The 17,797-nt window shown below is 67.0% G+C and carries 17 protein-coding genes; 15 read left to right on the top strand and 2 right to left on the bottom strand.

Annotation, left to right across the window (positions count from 1 at the left end; translation table 11 throughout):
* The first annotated feature begins 46 nt into the window (after positions 1-46).
* Complete coding sequence (locus ACIGKQ_RS02870) at positions 47-946, top strand: IclR family transcriptional regulator (protein WP_287015913.1); 900 nt, start codon at positions 47-49, stop codon at positions 944-946.
* Here the strand turns inward: ACIGKQ_RS02870 and ACIGKQ_RS02865 are convergent.
* Positions 885-1,766 (bottom strand): cytochrome c biogenesis CcdA family protein, encoded by an 882-nt coding sequence (locus tag ACIGKQ_RS02865; protein ID WP_287015914.1) that lies wholly within the window; start codon positions 1,764-1,766, stop codon positions 885-887. The two genes, ACIGKQ_RS02870 and ACIGKQ_RS02865, sit on opposite strands and share 62 nt — an antisense overlap.
* 2 nt (positions 1,767-1,768) lie before the next feature.
* Positions 1,769-2,482, bottom strand: a complete 714-nt coding sequence (locus tag ACIGKQ_RS02860) for a DsbA family protein (RefSeq protein ID WP_396572252.1) — start codon at positions 2,480-2,482, stop codon at positions 1,769-1,771.
* Between the two features lie 86 nt (positions 2,483-2,568).
* Between ACIGKQ_RS02860 and ACIGKQ_RS02855 the strand changes: the two genes are divergently transcribed.
* The 14 genes from ACIGKQ_RS02855 to ACIGKQ_RS02790 all read left to right on the top strand — a co-directional run bounded on the left by ACIGKQ_RS02855 (position 2,569) and on the right by ACIGKQ_RS02790 (position 17,795).
* Positions 2,569-3,120, top strand: coding sequence for a hypothetical protein (locus tag ACIGKQ_RS02855; RefSeq protein ID WP_396572250.1), 552 nt, complete (start codon positions 2,569-2,571; stop codon positions 3,118-3,120).
* Positions 3,121-3,148: 28 nt separating this feature from the next.
* Positions 3,149-3,862 (top strand): thioredoxin domain-containing protein, encoded by a 714-nt coding sequence (locus tag ACIGKQ_RS02850; protein ID WP_235725270.1) that lies wholly within the window; start codon positions 3,149-3,151, stop codon positions 3,860-3,862.
* Between the two features lie 171 nt (positions 3,863-4,033).
* Complete coding sequence (locus tag ACIGKQ_RS02845; protein WP_396572248.1) at positions 4,034-4,447, top strand: BlaI/MecI/CopY family transcriptional regulator; 414 nt, start codon at positions 4,034-4,036, stop codon at positions 4,445-4,447.
* The gene (locus tag ACIGKQ_RS02840; RefSeq protein WP_287015917.1) at positions 4,444-5,415 is read left to right on the top strand and encodes a M56 family metallopeptidase; all 972 of its coding nucleotides are present in this window, start codon (positions 4,444-4,446) and stop codon (positions 5,413-5,415) included. Before ACIGKQ_RS02845 ends, ACIGKQ_RS02840 begins: the two co-directional genes overlap by 4 nt.
* Before the next feature lie 126 nt (positions 5,416-5,541).
* The gene (locus tag ACIGKQ_RS02835) at positions 5,542-6,474 is read left to right on the top strand and encodes an enoyl-CoA hydratase (RefSeq protein WP_396572246.1); all 933 of its coding nucleotides are present in this window, start codon (positions 5,542-5,544) and stop codon (positions 6,472-6,474) included.
* Between the two features lies 1 nt (position 6,475).
* Entirely contained in the window at positions 6,476-7,642 is a 1,167-nt protein-coding gene (locus ACIGKQ_RS02830; protein WP_266060492.1) for an acyl-CoA dehydrogenase family protein, read from the top strand.
* Between the two features lie 3 nt (positions 7,643-7,645).
* A complete protein-coding gene (locus ACIGKQ_RS02825) occupies positions 7,646-8,611 on the top strand; it encodes an acyl-CoA dehydrogenase family protein (protein ID WP_396572243.1) in 966 nt (321 codons plus the stop codon).
* Positions 8,608-9,708, top strand: coding sequence for an acyl-CoA dehydrogenase family protein (locus tag ACIGKQ_RS02820; RefSeq protein WP_235725264.1), 1,101 nt, complete (start codon positions 8,608-8,610; stop codon positions 9,706-9,708). The genes ACIGKQ_RS02825 and ACIGKQ_RS02820 overlap by 4 nt, the downstream gene beginning before the upstream one ends.
* Before the next feature lie 229 nt (positions 9,709-9,937).
* Positions 9,938-10,288, top strand: coding sequence for an L-rhamnose mutarotase (locus ACIGKQ_RS02815; RefSeq protein WP_235725263.1), 351 nt, complete (start codon positions 9,938-9,940; stop codon positions 10,286-10,288).
* A gap of 78 nt (positions 10,289-10,366) precedes the next feature.
* On the top strand, positions 10,367-11,722 hold the full coding sequence (locus tag ACIGKQ_RS02810) for an MFS transporter (protein WP_396572241.1): 1,356 nt from the start codon (positions 10,367-10,369) through the stop codon (positions 11,720-11,722).
* Positions 11,723-11,818: 96 nt separating this feature from the next.
* Complete coding sequence (rhaI, locus tag ACIGKQ_RS02805) at positions 11,819-12,979, top strand: L-rhamnose isomerase (protein ID WP_396572239.1); 1,161 nt, start codon at positions 11,819-11,821, stop codon at positions 12,977-12,979.
* A gap of 33 nt (positions 12,980-13,012) precedes the next feature.
* Complete coding sequence (locus tag ACIGKQ_RS02800) at positions 13,013-15,049, top strand: bifunctional aldolase/short-chain dehydrogenase (RefSeq protein WP_287015923.1); 2,037 nt, start codon at positions 13,013-13,015, stop codon at positions 15,047-15,049.
* Positions 15,046-16,533 (top strand): rhamnulokinase family protein, encoded by a 1,488-nt coding sequence (locus ACIGKQ_RS02795; protein ID WP_396572237.1) that lies wholly within the window; start codon positions 15,046-15,048, stop codon positions 16,531-16,533. Before ACIGKQ_RS02800 ends, ACIGKQ_RS02795 begins: the two co-directional genes overlap by 4 nt.
* 2 nt (positions 16,534-16,535) lie before the next feature.
* Complete coding sequence (locus ACIGKQ_RS02790) at positions 16,536-17,795, top strand: alpha-hydroxy-acid oxidizing protein (protein WP_396572235.1); 1,260 nt, start codon at positions 16,536-16,538, stop codon at positions 17,793-17,795.
* Positions 17,796-17,797: the final 2 nt, after the last annotated feature.

Below are 17,797 nucleotides of genomic sequence, written 5' to 3'. Positions count from 1 at the left end.
TCGTTCTCCTTGACATGTCGAATACTCGACACTAAGCATTGACTATGTGACACAGACCGTAGGCGAGTCTGCTGACGCACGTCAACCGGGCTCGCCGCCGACCGCGCGTGTGATCAGCATCGTCGAACTCCTCGCCGGATCGGATCATCCGTCGCTGACGCTAGCGGAGATTGTCCGTCACACCGGGTTCTCGCGAGCCACCGCACACGCCATTGTCGGTGAACTCGTCGACCATGGTTGGCTGCTTCGCGAACCCGGCTCCGGCAGGTATGCGATCGGTCCGGGGTTCGTCACGCTCGCCCGCACAGCCCGACAGGCCGATCATGTAGACCGATGGGCCGCTGTGGCCGCCCACCAACTGAGTGAACGGTTCGGCATCGCCTACTTCGTGGCCCGCCGCGTCTCGCCGGATATGATCACCGTCGCTGATCATGTCGTTCCTGCGCCACTGGCCGACGACGACACCTCGCCATGGTTCCGGCATGGTCAGCGCGTTCGGTTGCGGCCCCCGATCTGCCGCGAGTTCATCGCCTTCGAACCCGAGCACATCCGCTCTGCGTGGCTTGCCCGAGCCCCGCAGACCACTCGCGCCCGCCTTCGCGACGTTCTCGACGTGGTGGCCCAACGCGGCTATTCGATCGAGCGGATGACCGACGACCACGTCGCCATGGTCGAGGCACTGAGTTCCCTCGACACCATGTCCGAACGCCTCCGGTCGCGGGTCGGAGACCTACTCACCGAACTGTCGATCATCGACTATCTGCCGCACGAGATCGTCGGTGACGTCGCGGTCGTGACGGTCGGGACACCCGTCCGCGACGCCGACGGCCACGCCGTCGCAGCCATCGTCGCCTGCCCCAACACCACGCTGAGCGCCGCCGAACTCACCGAGCTCGCCGAGGCGACTCGCTCGGCTGCGGCCGAGATCGCGGGACATCTGCGCTGACGGCACGCGATCGGCGACGCCACCACCAGCCCAGCAGGATGACCGCCAGCGCCACGATGACGACGACGTCGAGCACCGGGCTCGCCAGCATCGACGCGCCGTTCTGCAGCCACTGCTGAGTGTCGAGCCCCACCGGCTCGGGCACACCGAGGAAACCATCGGTGAGCCAGAATCCGATTCCCACCACGATGAGCAGCAACCCCGTGACGAGATGCGTGGTGTGCACCCGCACCCGACCGACCGACAGTTCACGCCCGCGCAGCCTCGATCGGCCGTCGTCGCCGAGTCGGTTCCAGATCGCAGCGATCGCCATGAGCGGCACCACCATCCCCATGCCGTAGACCGCGAGCAGGAGCCCGGCACCGCCCATCCCCCGTGACGCGGCCATCGTCAGCACCGCCCCCAGGATCGGCCCGGTGCAGAAGCCGGCGACCCCGCTGACCGCACCCAGCAGCAGCGTCTTGGCGAGGCCGGATCGCTGCATCGATTCGGCCTGAATACGCGACATCCCAGGCATCAGTCGCGTGAGGTCGAAACCCCGGCCGAAGATCTGCAGAACCCCGAGAAGGACGATGAGTACCGACGCACCGGTGATGATCTGGGACCGATGGTCGGCCACCAGGGCTGCGAGCGCACCGACCCCGATACCGACCGGCAGCAGCGTGATCATCAAGCCCACGTAGAAGACCACGCCATGCACGATCAGCCGCCCGCGTGCACCCACCGACGACGCGAAGAACGCCGGTAGCAGCAGTGCGGCACAGGGACTCAGCAGGGCCAGCGCTCCGCCGGCGAACGCGGCGAGTAGTCCGATGTCCACCGTCAGTTCCCCTCCAGCCCCGTCAACTCGTCGAGGGTGTCGAGAAAGACCTTCGTCGGCTGCGCGCCGGCAATCGGCTGGCCACCGAGAATGAAGCTGGGGGTCGAGAACGCTCCGGCCGTGGCTCCGAGCTGCTCATTCGCATCGATCGCCGTGCGTGTCGTCGCCGAGTTCATCTGCTCGCGGAACAGGTCAACGTCGAGATTCAGGTCGCGTGCGGTCTCGACCAAGGCCTCGGCGGACAACCCGGCACCCGTTCGGGGATGCCCACCGGCGAAGAGCGCGTCGTGGTAGTCGAGATAACGCCCCTGCAATGCCGCCGCATACGCGGCCAGCGCGGCACGCCGCGACGCCTCACCGAACACATTCACCTCCCGCATCTCGATGCGGAGTTGACCGTCGTCGACCCGCTTGAGCAGGACGGGCAGGGTGTCGTGGGACCACTTCGCGCAGAAGGGACACTGGAAGTCGCTGAACACGATCAGCGTGATGGGCGCATCGACCGCCCCCAGTGCCAAGGGATCGTGCGGGTCACGTCGTTCGAGCCCGATGTCGTAGGGGAATTGGTCGGTGCTGTTTGCAGCAGTGTCGCCGGACGTCGGTTGCGCATCGTCGTTCGTTTCGTAGATCACGACGAAGGCGACCAGGGCGATCGCGATCGTCACGATCACTCCGGGGATCAGCCACGACGACCAGAACGAACGCTGCACAGGCATGGGCACTCCGATTTCCACCTCGACATTACTATCTCGGATAGTAAACAACTATGCGAGATAGTAATCAATGTGGCATCGTCGGCGGCATGTCCGATGTCGCTGCACAGGTGTGGGCCGCCCTCCGCACCTCACCCCGGCTGGTCGCCACCGCCGTCCGCGACGCGACACGCGTCCAGATGGCCGCGGCAACCGCCGTACCCGTCGCGGTACTCGTCGGGGTGGCCACGGTGCTGATTCCCAACGACGTCTTCTCCCGCGAGGTCGCGCCCGTCGCCTGGAACTATCCGACGCTGCTGGTGACGGCGGTGCTGTCGGGGCTGCTGGCGGCGACCTATGTGCGAACCGACTCGTCCAGCCATAACAGCGAGACCGCAGATCCGGCGGGTGCACCCCCATCCCGGACCGACGGGCTCGGTCCGATTGGGGTCGTGTTCTCGTGGTTCGCTGTCGGCTGTCCGGTCTGCAACAAGCTGGCGGTGCTGGCGCTCGGGTATTCGGGTGCGCTCACCTGGTTCGCGCCGCTCCAGCCGGTGCTGGCGCTCGCGGGTATCGCGTTGCTGTGGACTGCGTTGGCCGTCCGGTTGAACAACCAGCGCAGTTGCCGACTCCCCCGCCACCATCGGGCAAGCGCGGCGTGATCGAGGACCGGACGGTGTACCCGTGCGCATGACAACCGGCACAGTCCGCCAACAGTTGGTTGCACTGGCGGCGACGGTGGCGGTGGCGGTCGCGGTGGTGATCGCACTGCTGACGAGCAACGACGATCGGTCGGCCGGTTCGCCCGCACCGGCGACGACACCGTCGGCCACCAACGTCAATCTGGGCCCCGCCGGCGATACGCCCCGCCGCGCCGACGACGACCCGCTGGTACTCGGTTCTCCCGACGCACCGGTGACCATGGTGGTGTTCGAGGACTTTCGCTGCGAGTACTGTGCGCACTTCACCCGTACGATCCAACCCGCTCTGATCGACCGCTATGTCGACACCGGAGTGCTGCGGATCGAGTGGCGGGACGCACCGATGGCCGGACCACAGTCACGCTCGGCAGCTCGCGCCGGTCGCGCCGCCGCAGCTCAGGGACACTTCTGGGCGTTCGTGCAGACCGTGATGGAAGCAGCTCCGGCGCAGGAACGGCCGGATCTGACACCGGAGGTGCTCACCTCTTTCGCCCGGCAGGCCGGTGTCGACGATCTCGACCGATTCGAACGCGACATGCGCAGCGACACCTTCGACTCCGAGATCGAGTCCGATCTCGCACTCGCGAAACGCCTCTTCATCCCGCCGGTTCCGGCGTTCTGGATCAACGGCACCCCCTTACTCGGCGGCCTGCCTCTCCAGGTGTACGTGAACGTCATCGAGGGCGTCCGACCACCGCGATGAGGGTCGAGCGCAGAACGAACCCACCCGGCAGTCGACTATCCCACATAGTCGAGGTACGGCATACTCGGGTCGTGTGGGAATCGGGTCAAACTGCGCGGGGGGCCACCCGCGCCGGCGAACGACGAACTCGTGGGCGCATCGTCGTTCGTTCATCGTCGGAGCTGATCGACGATGAATGATCGCAGCCCACAACAGCTCCCCTCGCCCACGCCCGATCCGATGCGGCTCGGCGCCCTCGAACAGCAGGTGATGGATGTGGTCTGGGACAAGCATCCGGTGGCCATCCGCGACATCATCGACGCACTGCCCGGCGAACCGGCCTACACCACCATCGCCACCGTCCTGCGCAACCTCGAGCGCAAGGAGATGGTGCGACCCAAGCGTCGACCGGGGTCGGTACGCTATCGGCCGGTGCGCGACCGCGAGGAGTACGCCGCGCACCTGATGCAGCGTGCGCTCAACACCGCCGGCACGAACCGCGAGTCGTCGATGCTGCATTTCGTCGAGACGCTCTCCACCGACGACATCGATGTCCTGCGTCGCTATCTCGCCGAGAACGCCGAGGGGCGATCCGAAGACCGATGACGTTCCTCCTGATGTTTCTGATCGCTGCGGCTGTCATCGCGTGGTCGGTCCTCGGCCCTCGCGCCCTGCGTCGTGCCGCCCCCTACCTGGCCCGGATGCCGCGAGCTGCGACGCTGGGCCACCTGGGTCTGATCGCGTCATGGGCGGCCGCCGCGCTGGCCATCGGACCGATGTTCGCCTGGATACTCACCGGCCCGGAGGTCCTGTCACCCGACACCACCGAGGTCTGTCAACGCTGCCTGGCCACCGCAAGCCCGATCGCCGGCGTCTCGATTCGCACCGGCCTGCCGACTGTTGCATTGCTGGTCGCCCCGGTTCTGGTTGCCGCCGTGGGCCTCGGGATGAGCGCCGTCCACGCCGCGCGCGCATGGCGCCGCGCGCGAAGCGACGGCTCAGATCTACAGACGAGAACCACCTGGCACCGAATCGCCGGACGGCGGGTCCGCGTACTCGAGCAGGACGATCCGACGGTGTTCGCGCTCCCCCGTGCCCACGGCGGCGTCATCATCTCCGAGGGCGCCTTACGCTTGCTCGACGATGACGAGGTGCGCGCGGTGCTCGCCCACGAGGACGCCCACGTGCGCCAGCGCCATCATCTGATCATGCTGATCGCGACCACCATCAGTGCACCGGTGCGTTGGGTGCCGCTGGTCGACTCGGCCATGTCCGCGATTCGCCAGTACCTCGAAATCGCCGCCGACAACGCCGCCCGCCGCGCCGTGAGCACCACCGCCCTGGCCAGTGCGCTCCTCAAGCTCGAGCCCCACCACCCCGAGGTCGGCGCCCACCATGCCGCCCTCCATGCCGGTGGCCCCAACCGGGTCCAGCAACTCGTGGCCAGACCCGATGCCCCGCGCAACGGCGCTGTCGCCGCGGCCGGGGTGGTGGCATATCTGCTGCTCTCCGCGACGGTCACGGCCGCCATTTATGCGTCCTACCTGCTGGCCGCCGACGCGTGTCTCCCCTGAGCAGCGGGTTTCTGACCACGCTGTCGGTGATCGACTCACTGTTGCCACCTCCGCATCGGGCCGGCTTGCGTACCTCACGGGACCTCCCACCTACCAACCAAGCACTTGCTAGGTTAAGCTCGGGTCATGAGTGATGCCGTCATCCCGCCCGCACTCGGCCCGGACGATCTGGGTCCGGATTCGTCGCCGGTCGCCTACGAGGTGGGTGGCCCCGAGAACGCCGTCGCCTACGTGACGCTCAACCGTCCCGAGTATCGCAACGCCCAGAACTCGGTGATGACATACTCGCTGGACGCCGCGTTCCGCAAGGCGGTCGACGACGCAGCGGTCAAGGTGATCGTGCTACGCGCCAACGGCAAACACTTCTCGGCCGGGCACGACATCGGCACTCCCGAACGTGACTTCGACACCTACTACGACAACGTCGCCACCCTGCACTGGGACCACTCCGACAAGTCCGGCGCCGACCAGCGTCTGGCCCGCGAGATGGAGGTGTACATGGGAATGTGTCGCCGCTGGCGGGAGATCCCCAAGCCGGTCATCGCGCAGGTTCACGGCGCCTGCATCGCGGGTGGGCTCATGCTGGCCTGGATCTGCGACTTCATCGTCGCCTCCGACGACGCCTTCTTCTCCGACCCGGTTGCCCGGATGGGCATACCGGGCGTCGAGTATTTCGCGCACGCCTATGCCCTCGGCACCCGACGCGCCAAGGAGATCCTGTTCACCGGCGAACGGTTCACCGCAACCCAGGCCGCGGAATGGGGCATGGTCAACCATGTTGTGACCCGCGACGAACTCGTCACGAAGGTCGACACCATCGCAGAGAAGATGACCGCGATGCCGATGCAGGGGCTGTTCCTGTCCAAGAAGGCCGTCAACATCTGCGAGGACCAGATGGGACTGCGCAACTCGATGGACTCGGTCTTCGGGTGGCATCACTACGCCCACGCCGCCAACGCCGAATCCGGCGGCGACTCACTTGGGGGGATGGATGCCAAGTCGATGAAGGCGTCGTCCGGCGCCGGGAGCGGGTCGAATGTGAACGGCAGCGGCAGCTGACATGGACCTCTTCTTCGACGACGACGCCGAGCAGTTCCGCGCCGAGGTGCGTAGCTGGCTCACCGACCACGTTCCTGCCCAACCCCTTCCATCCATGGACACCGCTGAGGGGTTCGAGGCGCACCGCGAGTGGGAACGCACCATGGCCGCCGACCGGATGTCGGTGGTGAGCTGGCCCGAGGAGTACGGCGGTCGTGATGTCGGCCTGTTGCACTGGGTGATCTTCGAGGAGGAGTATTACCGTGCTGGCGCGCCCGGCCGGGTCAGTCAGAACGGCATCTTCCTGCTCGCGCCGACGTTGTTCGAACATGCGCACCCGGATCAGCTCGCGCGCATCATGCCTCGGATGGCGCGTGCCGACGACATCTGGGGGCAGGCCTGGAGCGAACCGGAGGCCGGCAGCGACCTCGCGTCACTCCGCTCCACGGCCACCCGCACCGACGGCGGGTGGTTGTTGAACGGTCAGAAAACCTGGAGTTCACGCTCGAGTTTCGCGGACTGGGCCTTCGGCCTGTTCCGCACGGACAAAGAGGCGCAGCGCCACCGCGGTCTGACCTACTTCATGTTCGACCTACGCAGCCCGGGTGTCACGGTGCGCCCCATCGCGCAGCTCGACGGCGAGCCCGGTTTCGCCGAGTTGTTCCTCGAGGATGTCTTCGTCCCCGACGACCCGGCCGATCCAGGTGGCAGTGGCGTCATCGGCGCCGTCGACAACGGCTGGAAGGTTGCGATGAGTACCGCGGCCAACGAACGCGGGCTGTCGTTGCGTTCTCCGGGGCGATTCCTGGCCACCACCGACAGGCTGGTCGACCTCTGGAAGCGCAATCACGACGCGGTGTACGCGACCGCCAACGTCGATGCGCGCGTGGCGGATGCGTGGATCGGGGCGCGCGCGTACGAGTTGTCGACGTATCAGACGGTCAGTCGCCTCGCCGCGGGTGGACAACTCGGCATGGAGTCGTCGATCAACAAGGTCTTCTGGTCGCAGTGGGACATCGTCGCCCACGAGACGGCGCTGGACCTGCAGGGCGTGGATGCCGAGCTCGACGACGCGTGGATGGACGGCTATCTGTTCTCGTTGTCGGGGCCGATCTACGCCGGCACCAACGAGATCCAGCGCAACGTGATCGCGGAACGGCTCCTGGGCCTACCGCGTGGGGACCGGTGAACCATGGATTTTCTTCTCTCTGATGTGCACGATGACCTCGCGTCGACCGTCGACGCGCTGCTCGCCAAGGCCGACATCCCAGCGCGGGCACGGGCGTGGACCCATGGTGATCACCACCCGGTCGCAGAGGTGGTGACCGCCCTGGCCGAGACCGGGATCACCGGACTGCTCATCGACGAGAGCAGTGGCGGGTCATCGGCCGGTGCCACCGAGATGGTGGTCGCGATGGAACAGGTCGGTCGACATGCCCTGCCCGGGCCGATCGTGGAGACCGTCGCCGTACTACCGGTACTCCTGCGCAGCGCCGGCGTATCGGGCTCGCACCTCAGCGCATTGGCCGAGGGCGCACTGGCCACGTGTGCCATCCCACCCATCGCACCGCTGGCCCCCATCGCCGAAACCTCCTATGTGGTGATCGATGGCGTGCTGAGCACCGCCACCACAACCGACCGGGTAGCAACCGTCGATCCCACCCGAATCCTGGCCGAACTCGGCCCCGACGAAGTCCTCGCCGAGAATGTCGATGTTCACGACGCCGCCGACATCGGCACACTGGCCACCGCCGCCCAACTACTGGGGATGGCGAGCGCCATGCTTGCCTCGGCTGCCGACTATGCGCAGGCCCGCAAGCAGTTCGGGCGGGCGATCGGTTCGTTCCAGGCGGTCAAGCACCACCTCGCCGATGTGGCGATCGCGGTCGAGATGGCCCGCCCGCTCGTCTATGCCGCCGCCTTGGGCGTCGACGGTCTGGTGCCCGAAGGCACCGATGTCCGCCGGGATGTGGCAGCGGCGAAGGTCGCTGCCGGTGACGCCGCCTATCTCGCATCGCGACGCGCACTGCAGGTGCTCGGCGCGATCGGGTACACCACCGAGCACGATCTGTCGCTATATCTCACCAAGACGCGGGCCCTGCTGACCGCGTGGGGTACGCCCGCAGATCTGCGCCGACGAGTCCTGGAGTCACTGTGACCGCAACGACCGAATCGACGGCCATCTCCGCCGAGGATCGCGCCGCCCTCGCCGAGGCGATCAGCGAACTCGTCACCCGCCGAGGCGATTCGGCCAGCGCACGGGCCGCCATGCGACACACCCCGCGGATCGACCGCGCACTGTGGGACACCCTATGCGCCGAGATCGGGGTGGCCTCGTTGCCCATCCCGGAGGCCTACGGCGGGGGCGGTGCGTCGTTCACCGAGACCGGTGCGGTGTTGGAGGAGTTGGGTCGCTCGCTGTGCCCGGTCCCGGTGTTGACCTCTGCACTGGCGACCGCCGCCATCCTGCTCGCCGACGACGACGCGACCAATCGTGAACTCCTGCCCGCGTTGGCCGCCGGCGAACAGATCGCGACCCTGTGCTGGGCGGACCCGCGCGGTTGGTCGTCGCCGGGCGTCAACGCCGACGCCGGATTGCTCTCCGGCGCTGCCGAATACGTTATCGACGCAGAATCTGCCGATCTGTTCATCGTGTTGGCGGGCGGACGTGAGACCACGACGCTGCACGCCGTCGGAGCCGACGCCGACGGGGTGCGGATCACGCCACTACCGGTCGTCGACGCGAGTCGCCCGCTCGCCCGGGTCGAATTCGACGAGACACCGGCGACGACGATCCCGTCCGGCCCCGATCTCCCGGTTCGCCTGCGCATCCTGGCGTGGGCGCTACTGGCTGTCGAGCAGGTGGGCGGTGCCGCCGCGGCGCTCGACCTGACAGTCGACTACACCAAGTCGCGCAAGCAGTTCGGTCGCACGATCGGTTCGTTTCAGGCTCTCAAACATCGGATGGCCGACATGTACGCGGCCGTGGAGGCCGCGCGGTCAGTTGCGCGGGCCGCGGTGGCCGCGGCGGTGGCCGGCGCACCCGACGCCGAGGATCTCGCGGCGGCCGCTCACGTGCAGTGTTCGGAGGCGTTCTGTCTCGTCGCCGGCGAGGGCATCCAACTTCACGGCGGTATCGGGATCACCGCCGAGCACGACATCGCGCTGTTCTTCAAACGCGCTCACGGTAGTGCTCAACTGTTCGGGCAACCGCACGAGGTGATCGACGAGTTGAGTCGCCGCCTACTGGCCTGAGCCTGGCGGACCCGCCGCTCTCCACTCCAGGTCGCCCACGACCATCGTCACCGTCGGAAGCACTCCGACAATGATCCGGGCTCGCCGAACCCGCACTTGACTACTTCACTCCGATGCGCTTAGTGTTGCCGCTATCACAAATTGAAACGTTTCAACGCACTGTTGTTTCGAAGACCTCCACGTCGGCGTCCTGCTACCGGGCCGTCGCGATCAGCCGAACAGGAGTGACATGACGCAACGTCAGCGCGTGTGCTTCGTGATGTACCTCAAGCCCGACCGCGTGCAGGACTACCTCGATGCCCACACCACCGTGTGGCCCGAGATGCTCGAAGCCCTACGGGAGGCCGGCTGGCACAACTACTCGCTGTTCCTGCGCCCCGACGACGGCATGATCGTCGGCTACCTCGAAACGGACGACTTCGCCGCGGCCGCTGCCGCCATGGAGGCCACCGACGTCAACACACGGTGGCAGCGGCAGATGTCGGAGTATTTCCTCCCGGCGAGCACCGCCGACCAGACGGCAGGCGCCAACCCCGACACCGTCCGTAGCGAGCTGATCGAGTACTTCCACCTCGACTGATCGGAGCCTTCCCATCCCCGACCCGGCTTGACCTCATCGACCCCACCCTCTCTACTGAGATCGACGCAAGGAAGCACCATGAAAGTAGGAGCGCGCTCCACCACCGGCTGGCGGGCGACCATCTCGGTCGCCATGTCGAACTACATCGAGGCCGGCTCCATCATCGCCATCGCCACCAGCCTGGCGTTCTGGCAGGACGAGTTCGGCATCAGCAACTTCGCCGTCGGCCTGCTCGCCGCCCTGAGCGCGAACGCCTTCGGCGCCGCCATCGGCGCGGCGATCGGCGGGCCGCTGTGCGACCGGTTCGGCCGCAAGAAGATCTACACCTACGATCTGCTGGTCTACATGGCCGGCGTGCTCCTCGCGGCCTTCGCGGTCAACTACTCCATGCTGCTGGCAGCGTTCATCATCACCGGCATTGCAGTCGGGGCCGGAGTTCCGGCCTCATGGACCTATATCGCCGAAGAGGCCCCATCGGTGGAGCGCGCCAAACACGTGGGGACCGCCCAGCTCGCCTGGTCGGTCGGGCCCCTGATCGGTTTCGCGCTCGCGGCCGCGCTGGCGCCGCTCGGACTCCTCGGTTCACGATTGATCTTCCTGCACCTGTTCGTCGTCGCCGCCGTGGTGTGGTGGATTCGTCAGGGACTCGCCGAGTCGAAGATCTGGAAGGACGAGGCGGCGCGCGAGCCACAGGCGATCGAGTCCGCAGTCGGCGCTCGCGGCGTCAAGGGCCTGTTCTCCAAGAAGGTCAACATCACCGCGCTACTGTTGCTCGGCGGCATCTATCTCTTCTGGAACACCGTGGCCGGCCAGGCAGGCATCTTCATGCCGCGGGTGTACGAGACCGCGGGCCTGCACAGCGAGGTCCAGCAGAACCTGCTGCAGGTGCTTGTCTGGGGCTGCACGGTCCTGGCCACCTATTTCGGCTTCATGCGCTACGCCGACCGCGTCTCGCAGCGCGGCTTGTATGTCTTCGGCGCCGCCTTGGGCATCGCCGGCTGGCTGGTGCTGGTCCTGTTCACCGACAGCGGTATCGCGACCATGCTGGTTTTCGCCGTGCTGTGGGGCATCTCGTCGGGCATCGGCGCCCAGGCCTTCTACAGCCTGTGGGCCAGCGAACTCTTCGCCACCCCGTACCGGGCCAGCGCGCAGGGCATCATGTTCTTCGCCGTCCGTGCCGCGACAGGCCTGCTCAGTTACTTCTTCCCGACGATGCTCGCGGCCACCGGCCTGCCGGCGGTGGGCGCTTTACTCGTCGGCCTGCTGACCGTCGCCCTGGTGATCGGCGCGATCTGGGCGCCCAAGACGCAGGGTAAGACGCTGCAGGAGATCGAGGTCGAACGCTACGGCACGCCACTCTCGCCGGAACTGGGTGGCACCCCCTCGGGCACTGATCTCGCGGCCCCCCGGCCGGTCACGCACACTCCAGCCTGATCGCCGCCTACACCCCCTAATTGAAACGTTCCAACACTTCCGCCGCCGGTGCTTCCTCCCGACGCCGGCGGCGGGGGCTCCACCGAAGGACCCCTCATGACCACCATTGACGAGACGATCCTCGACAACCTCCAAATCGAGCTACCCTCCTGGGCGTTCGGCAACTCCGGCACCCGGTTCAAGGTGTTCGGCACCCCGGGCACCCCGCGCACCGTGCACGAGAAGATCGCCGACGCCGCCAAGGTCAACGAACTGACGGGCCTGGCGCCCTCGGTCGCTCTGCACATCCCGTGGGACACCGTCGACGACTACCGCGCGCTCGGCCGGTACGCCGAGGATCTCGGGGTTGCGCTGGGCACCATCAACTCCAACACCTTTCAGGACGACGACTACAAGTTCGGCAGTCTCACCCACACCGACAAGACGGTCCGGCAGAAGGCCATCGACCACCACCTCGCCTGCATCGACGTGATGGGTCAGACCGGTTCGCGCGATCTGAAGATCTGGCTGGCCGACGGCACCAACTACCCCGGACAGGGCGACATCCGCGGCCGCCAGGACCGTCTCGCCGAGTCACTGGCCACGATCTACCAACACATCGGCGACGACCAGCGACTTGTTCTGGAGTACAAGTTCTTCGAGCCCGCCATGTACGTGACCGATGTGCCCGACTGGGGCACTTCCTACGCGCACGTCAGCGCGCTCGGCGAACGGGCGATGGTCTGCCTCGACACCGGACACCACGCCCCGGGCACCAACATCGAGTTCATCGTCGCCCAGCTGCTCCGCCTCGGGAAGCTCGGCTCGTTCGACTTCAACTCCCGCTTCTACGCCGACGACGACCTCATCGTCGGCGCCGCGGACCCGTTCCAGCTGTTCCGCCTCCTGTTCGAGGTGGTGCGCGGCGGCGGCCTGGACACCGGCTCACCGGTGGCGCTGATGCTCGACCAGTGCCACAACGTAGAGGACAAGATCCCCGGCCAGATCCGATCGGTGCTCAACGTGCAGGAGATGACCGCACGTGCGCTGCTCGTGGACACCGACGCCCTGACCGCCGCCCAGGAGGCCGGCGATGTGCTGGGCGCCAACGCCATCATGATGGACGCCTTCTACACCGACGTCCGCCCGATGCTCGCGCAGCGCCGCGAATCCCGCGGCCTACCGGCCGATCCGATGGCCGCCTTCGCCGCCTCCGGGTACGCCGAGCGCATCGCCGACGAGCGCGTGGGGGGCACCCAGTCCTCCTGGGGCGCCTGACCTACCGAACCCATCCCGAGGAGAACCGAACTCATGACCAACCCCACCGTCACCGAACTCATCGCGCGGTCCAACCGCCTCGGCGCCGATCCGAAGAACACCAATTACGCCGGCGGCAACACCTCGGCCAAGGGCACCGACACCGACCCGGTCACCGGCGAGGACGTCGACCTCCTGTGGGTCAAGGGCTCCGGCGGAGATCTGGGCACGCTCACCGACAAAGGGCTGGCTGTGTTGCGGCTAGACCGGATGCGCGCGCTCGTCGACGTCTACTCCGGCCTCGAGCGTGAGGACGAGATGGTCGCCGCCTTCGACTACTGCCTGCACGGCAAGGGCGGCGCCGCCCCGTCCATCGACACCGCCATGCACGGCCTGGTCGACGCCGCACACGTCGACCACCTGCACCCCGATTCCGGCATCGCGATCGCCACCGCCGCCGACGGGGAGGCGTTGACCCGCAAGATCTTCGACGACCGCGTCGTGTGGGTGCCGTGGCGCCGACCGGGCTTCCAGCTCGGCCTCGACATCGCCGCGATCAAGCAGGCAAACCCGCAGGCCATCGGATGCATCCTCGGCGGTCACGGCATCACCGCGTGGGGAGACACCTCCGCAGAAGCCGAGGCGAACTCGCTGGAGATCATCGAGTCCGCCGAGCGCTACATCAGCGCCAACGGTCGCCCGCAGCCGTTCGGCTCGCAGCTCGACGGTTACGGCGCATTGCCCGCCGACGAGCGTCGCGTCAAGGCTGCTGCGCTGGCGCCTTTCATCCGTGGCCTCGCCTCAGTGGACCGTCCGCAGGTCGGTCACTTCACCGACGTCGACCCAGTGCTGGAATTCCTGGCGGCCTCCGAACATCCGCGCTTGGCCGAGCTCGGCACCAGCTGCCCGGACCACTTCCTGCGCACCAAGGTCAAGCCGCTGGTGTTGGACCTGCCCGCATCGGCGACGATCGAGGAGAGCAAGCAGCGTCTGGCCGAACTGCACGAGAGCTACCGCGCCGACTACCGCGCCTACTACGATCGGCACGCCACCGCCGACAGCCCCGCGATGCGCGGTGCCGACCCGGCGATCGTGCTCATCCCGGGCGTCGGCATGTTCAGCTTCGGCAAGGACAAGCAGACCGCACGCGTGGCCGGTGAGTTCTACCTCAACGCGATCAACGTGATGCGCGGGGCCGAAGCCGTCTCCACCTACGCACCCATCGACGAATCGGAGAAGTTCCGCATCGAGTACTGGGCACTCGAGGAGGCCAAACTCGCCCGCATGCCCAAGCCCAAACCCCTGGCCACCCGCATCGCGCTGGTGACCGGTGCGGCATCGGGTATCGGCAAGGCAATCGCTGCGCGTCTCGCCGCCGAAGGTGCCTGCGTCGTCATCGCCGACCTCGACGCCGCGAAGGCCCAGGCCGCGGCCGAGGAAATCGGGTCGACAGATGTGGCGATCGGTGTAGCCGCCGACGTCACCGACGAAGCTGCCGTGCAGGAGGCGATTGATGCCACGGTGCTCGCCTTCGGTGGCATCGACCTCGTGGTAAACAATGCCGGGCTGTCGTTGTCGAAATCGTTGCTCGACACCACCGCCGCCGACTGGGATCTCCAACACAACGTGATGGCGCGCGGTTCGTTCCTGGTGAGCAAGGCCGCTGCCCGCGCTTTGATCGACCAGAAACTCGGCGGCGACATCCTCTACATCTCGTCGAAGAACTCGGTTTTCGCCGGCCCCAACAACATCGCCTACTCGGCCACCAAGGCCGACCAGGCCCACCAGGTGCGGCTGCTCGCGGCCGAGCTCGGCGAGCACGGCGTCAAGGTCAACGGCATCAATCCCGATGGTGTGGTGCGTGGTTCGGGGATCTTCGCCGGCGGGTGGGGCGCCCAGCGCGCCGCGGTGTACGGCGTCGAGGAGAAGGACTTGGGCAAGTTCTATGCGCAGCGCACCCTGCTCAAGCGCGAGGTGCTACCGGAGAACATCGCCAACGCCGCGTTCGCGCTGTGCACCTCGGACTTCTCGCACACCACCGGTCTGCACGTGCCGGTGGACGCGGGCGTCGCGGCCGCATTCCTGCGATGAGGCGCTCTGACCGGTCGGCCCAGGTCGCCGCGATCGACCTGGGCGCGACCAGCGGACGTGTCATGCTCGCCGACATCTCGCCGGGCCGGCTCGAACTCGAGCAGGTCGCCCGGTTCGGCAACGACCCGGTCCACCTCTTCGACGGCCGACGGACGGCACTGCACTGGGATGTGCCCGGCCTGTTCCGCGAGGCCTGCGCCGGACTGGCCGAAGCCGGCCGCCGATCCGACGACCTCGTCGGGATCGGAATCGACTCCTGGGCCGTCGACTACGCACTACTGCGCGACGGACGCATGCTGGGGCTGCCGCATCACTATCGTGACGACCGGACCGCCCCCGGTGTGAAGGCGGTGCACGCAGAACTCGACCCGGCGGATCTGTATGTGCGTAACGGGCTGCAGTTCTTGCCATTCACCACCGTGTATCAGTTGGCCGCCGAGAAGCGCTATGGCCTGCTCGACCACGCCGACAGCGCGCTGCTCATCCCCGACCTGCTCGCCTACTGGCTCACCGGACGCCGCGGCACCGAACGCACGAACGCCTCGACCACCGGGCTGCTCGGTATCAACGGCCAGTGGGATACCGCGATGATGGAGCGCCTGAATCTGCCGGTCGGGCTGTTTCCCGAGATCGTGGAAACCGGATCCGATCTGGGATCGCTGCTTCCCGAGGTCACCGACCGGTTGGGGCTGGCCGACGCGCCACACGTGACCGCGGTCGCCTCACACGACACCGCCTCCGCAGTTGCGGCGATCCCCATGGACCCATCGTCGGCGGCCTATATCTCGTGCGGCACCTGGGGTCTCGTGGGTGTGGAACTCGAGTCACCAAACGTCTCGCGTGCCGGATGGAAGGCCAACTTCACCAACGAGGTCGGCGCCGACGGCCGGATTCGCTATCTGCACAACGTGATGGGCCTGTGGCTGCTCAGTGAGACGGTGCGGCACTATCAGCGCGACGGCTACCGGGCAGATCTGTCCGAACTGCTCGCCCAGGCCGCCGATGTCACACCGGCGTTCGACGTCTTCGACACCGACGACGCGCGATTCCTACCGCCCGGCGACATGCCCGGGCGTATCCGGGATTGGTACGCCGAACGCGGCATGCGGCCGCCGATGACGTTTCCGGAGATGGTGCGGGCCATCATCGAAAGCCTCGCCGCGGCGTTCGCCGAGACCGTGCAGCGGGCCGCCACACTGTCCGGGAAAACGGTGCAGACAGTACATCTCGTCGGAGGCGGATCGCAGAACCGGTTGTTGTGTCAGCTGACCGCCGACCGTCTGGGTCTACCCGTGCTGGCCGGGCCGGTCGAGGCGACCGCGCTGGGCAACGTGTTGATCACCGCGCGCGCCCATGACCTCATCGACGGTGACCTGGAGGCGATGCGCCACATCGTCGCCGACCGCTTCCCACCGCAACACTACGTTCCCCGCCGCACGCACGTGCCCCCGCGCCGCGACGCGGTTGGGGCAGGAAAGGCATGATCATGAAACGTCGAGTTCCCAAGGTGGCAGATCTCGCTCCGTTGATGCAGTTCAAAAAGCCGCAGTTCGACGCCAAGAAGCGGCGTCTGGACGCCGCGCTGACCATCGACGATCTGCGCACGATCGCCAAACGCCGCACCCCGAAGGCCGCGTTCGACTACACCGACGGCTCAGCCGAAGCCGAACTGTCCATCGCCCGGGCCCGACAAGCGTTCGCCGACATCGAATTCCACCCGGCGATCCTGCGTGACGTGTCCAAGGTCGACACCTCGTGCACCATCCTGGGCGGACGTTCGGAACTACCCTTCGGAATCGCACCGACCGGCTTCACCCGCATGATGCAGACCGAAGGCGAATACGCCGGCGCCCGCGCCGCCGGCCACGCCGGCATCCCGTTCTCACTGTCGACGATGGGCACCGCCTCCATCGAAGACGTCAAAAACGCGAACCCGTCGGGCCGCAACTGGTTCCAGCTGTACATGTGGAAAGACCGCGAACGCTCGATGGCACTGGTCGAACGCGCCGCCAACGCCGGCTACGACACCCTGCTGGTCACCGTCGACGTACCGGTCGCCGGTGCCCGCCTGCGCGACAAACGCAACGGCATGTCCATCCCACCGGCATTGACCGCGAAAACCGTACTCAACGCCCTGCCCCGGCCACAGTGGTGGATCGACTTCCTCACCACCGAACCACTCGCGTTCGCCTCGCTGGACCGCTGGTCGGGCACCGTCGCCGAACTGCTCGACACCATGTTCGACCCCACCGTCACCTTCGACGATCTGGCCTGGATCACACGCCAGTGGCCAGGCAAACTGGTCGTCAAGGGCATCCAGACCATCGACGACGCCAAAGCCGTCACCGACCTCGGCGTCAACGGCATCGTGCTGTCCAACCACGGTGGACGCCAACTCGACCGCGCACCCATCCCGTTCCACCTGCTGCCCGAGGCGGCCCGCGAGGTCGGCAACGACACCGAGATCATCCTCGACACCGGCATCACCTCCGGCGCCGACATCGTCGCCTCCATCGCCCTGGGTGCCCGCTTCACCCTCATCGGCCGCGCCTACCTCTACGGCCTGATGGCCGGCGGCGAAGCCGGCGTGAACCGAACAATCGAGATCCTCGCCGAGCAGATCACCCGCACCATGCGCCTACTCGGAGTCGCCTCGCTCGACGAGCTGACACCGGCGCACGTCACCCAACTCCAACGGTTGGCGCCACGCGATCGTCACGTGCAGTCCCAGCCACCTGCCATGTAGCA

This window comes from Gordonia sp. NPDC062954 (genome assembly GCF_044543825.1).
In the GTDB taxonomy this organism is placed as follows: Bacteria; Actinomycetota; Actinomycetes; order Mycobacteriales; family Mycobacteriaceae; genus Gordonia; species Gordonia tangerina.
The sequence above is the reverse complement of the archived record's forward strand: the minus strand, read 5'-3'. Positions and strand labels throughout refer to the sequence as shown.

Coding starts and splice junctions, on each gene's coding strand:
- ACIGKQ_RS02815 (WP_235725263.1), top strand. CDS start 9,938: ATGACGCAACGTCAGCGCGTGTGCTTCGTGATGTACCTCAAGCCCGAC.
- rhaI (WP_396572239.1), top strand. CDS start 11,819: ATGACCACCATTGACGAGACGATCCTCGACAACCTCCAAATCGAGCTA.
- ACIGKQ_RS02795 (WP_396572237.1), top strand. CDS start 15,046: ATGAGGCGCTCTGACCGGTCGGCCCAGGTCGCCGCGATCGACCTGGGC.
- ACIGKQ_RS02835 (WP_396572246.1), top strand. CDS start 5,542: ATGAGTGATGCCGTCATCCCGCCCGCACTCGGCCCGGACGATCTGGGT.
- ACIGKQ_RS02850 (WP_235725270.1), top strand. CDS start 3,149: ATGACAACCGGCACAGTCCGCCAACAGTTGGTTGCACTGGCGGCGACG.
- ACIGKQ_RS02825 (WP_396572243.1), top strand. CDS start 7,646: ATGGATTTTCTTCTCTCTGATGTGCACGATGACCTCGCGTCGACCGTC.
- ACIGKQ_RS02810 (WP_396572241.1), top strand. CDS start 10,367: ATGAAAGTAGGAGCGCGCTCCACCACCGGCTGGCGGGCGACCATCTCG.
- ACIGKQ_RS02860 (WP_396572252.1), bottom strand. CDS start 2,482: ATGCCTGTGCAGCGTTCGTTCTGGTCGTCGTGGCTGATCCCCGGAGTG.
- ACIGKQ_RS02855 (WP_396572250.1), top strand. CDS start 2,569: ATGTCCGATGTCGCTGCACAGGTGTGGGCCGCCCTCCGCACCTCACCC.
- ACIGKQ_RS02840 (WP_287015917.1), top strand. CDS start 4,444: ATGACGTTCCTCCTGATGTTTCTGATCGCTGCGGCTGTCATCGCGTGG.
- ACIGKQ_RS02790 (WP_396572235.1), top strand. CDS start 16,536: ATGAAACGTCGAGTTCCCAAGGTGGCAGATCTCGCTCCGTTGATGCAG.
- ACIGKQ_RS02845 (WP_396572248.1), top strand. CDS start 4,034: ATGAATGATCGCAGCCCACAACAGCTCCCCTCGCCCACGCCCGATCCG.
- ACIGKQ_RS02830 (WP_266060492.1), top strand. CDS start 6,476: ATGGACCTCTTCTTCGACGACGACGCCGAGCAGTTCCGCGCCGAGGTG.
- ACIGKQ_RS02800 (WP_287015923.1), top strand. CDS start 13,013: ATGACCAACCCCACCGTCACCGAACTCATCGCGCGGTCCAACCGCCTC.